The 783-nt window shown below is 67.8% G+C and carries 1 protein-coding gene and 1 pseudogene; both read left to right on the top strand.

All coding sequences use genetic code 11. From position 1 onward, the window contains the following. Window positions 1–273 precede the first annotated feature (273 nt). Window positions 274–468, top strand: coding sequence for a hypothetical protein (locus BZY54_RS49020; RefSeq protein WP_086723396.1), 195 nt, complete (start codon window positions 274–276; stop codon window positions 466–468). Window positions 469–565: 97 nt separating this feature from the next. Continuing rightward, window positions 566–783, top strand: a pseudogene (locus BZY54_RS49015) (hypothetical protein); the annotation flags it as partial.

The following is a 783-nucleotide window of genomic DNA, read 5'->3' as shown; positions in this document are numbered from 1 at the left end:
GAGCAAGCGTACGACCGCCAGCGCTGCTCGGCCGTACGGGGGAATCGCCAGGGTACTGGCTCGTGCGGCACATGACCCGAGGCGCCCGAGGTAGAGATCATCACGGACCCCGTCCCCTACGGCAGGGCAACTCAGCCGCCGGCCCAGCCGACTGCGCCACCTGAGGGAAATCGAACGAAATTCACCCAGTTGCACCTTTTGTCATATGGATACATCCTGTGATGCTGGAAGGACTCAGGGTGACTGTCCCCCCTCGACACCAGGAGATCTCACATGATCCTCTCCATCTCAGGCGTCGTCCTGTTCGGCACTATCGGCTTCATCTTCTTCCGCAAGGACGGCCTGAAGCCCTCACACGCATGCGTGTCGGTCCTGTTCGGTTTCTACCTCTCGAGCACGGCCATCGCCCCGAGCATCAGAGCTGGCGGCGAGTCCCTGGCGAGCCTGCTGGGCGGCATGAGGTTCTGAGACCGCCGCCCTCCCCGGAGGACTCCGACAGGATCGTTCCGGATCGGTCCGAGGGACCCCTCGCCCGTCACCCGTACGCACCCACAGGAGGCAGCACGTGGCCCGGCGCCCCCTCCCCCGCATTCTCAGCACAGGCAGCGCGCAGCTCGGCCGGAGCCGGGAGCTGGCCCGGACGGCGGCGGACAGCGCCACGGACGTCCTCCACCCGCTGATCACCATCGCCCGTGGTCTGCGCCGGCTCGCCGCGATCGGCCGGCGCAGATGGGCGGACACCCCCAAGGACCGGCGCGGGCCGTACGGCACCAGGGCCACCAC

It is taken from the genome of Streptomyces carpinensis, from assembly GCF_002154505.1.
Lineage (GTDB): Bacteria > Actinomycetota > Actinomycetes > Streptomycetales > Streptomycetaceae > Streptomyces > Streptomyces carpinensis.
The sequence above is the reverse complement of the archived record's forward strand: the minus strand, read 5'-3'. Positions and strand labels throughout refer to the sequence as shown.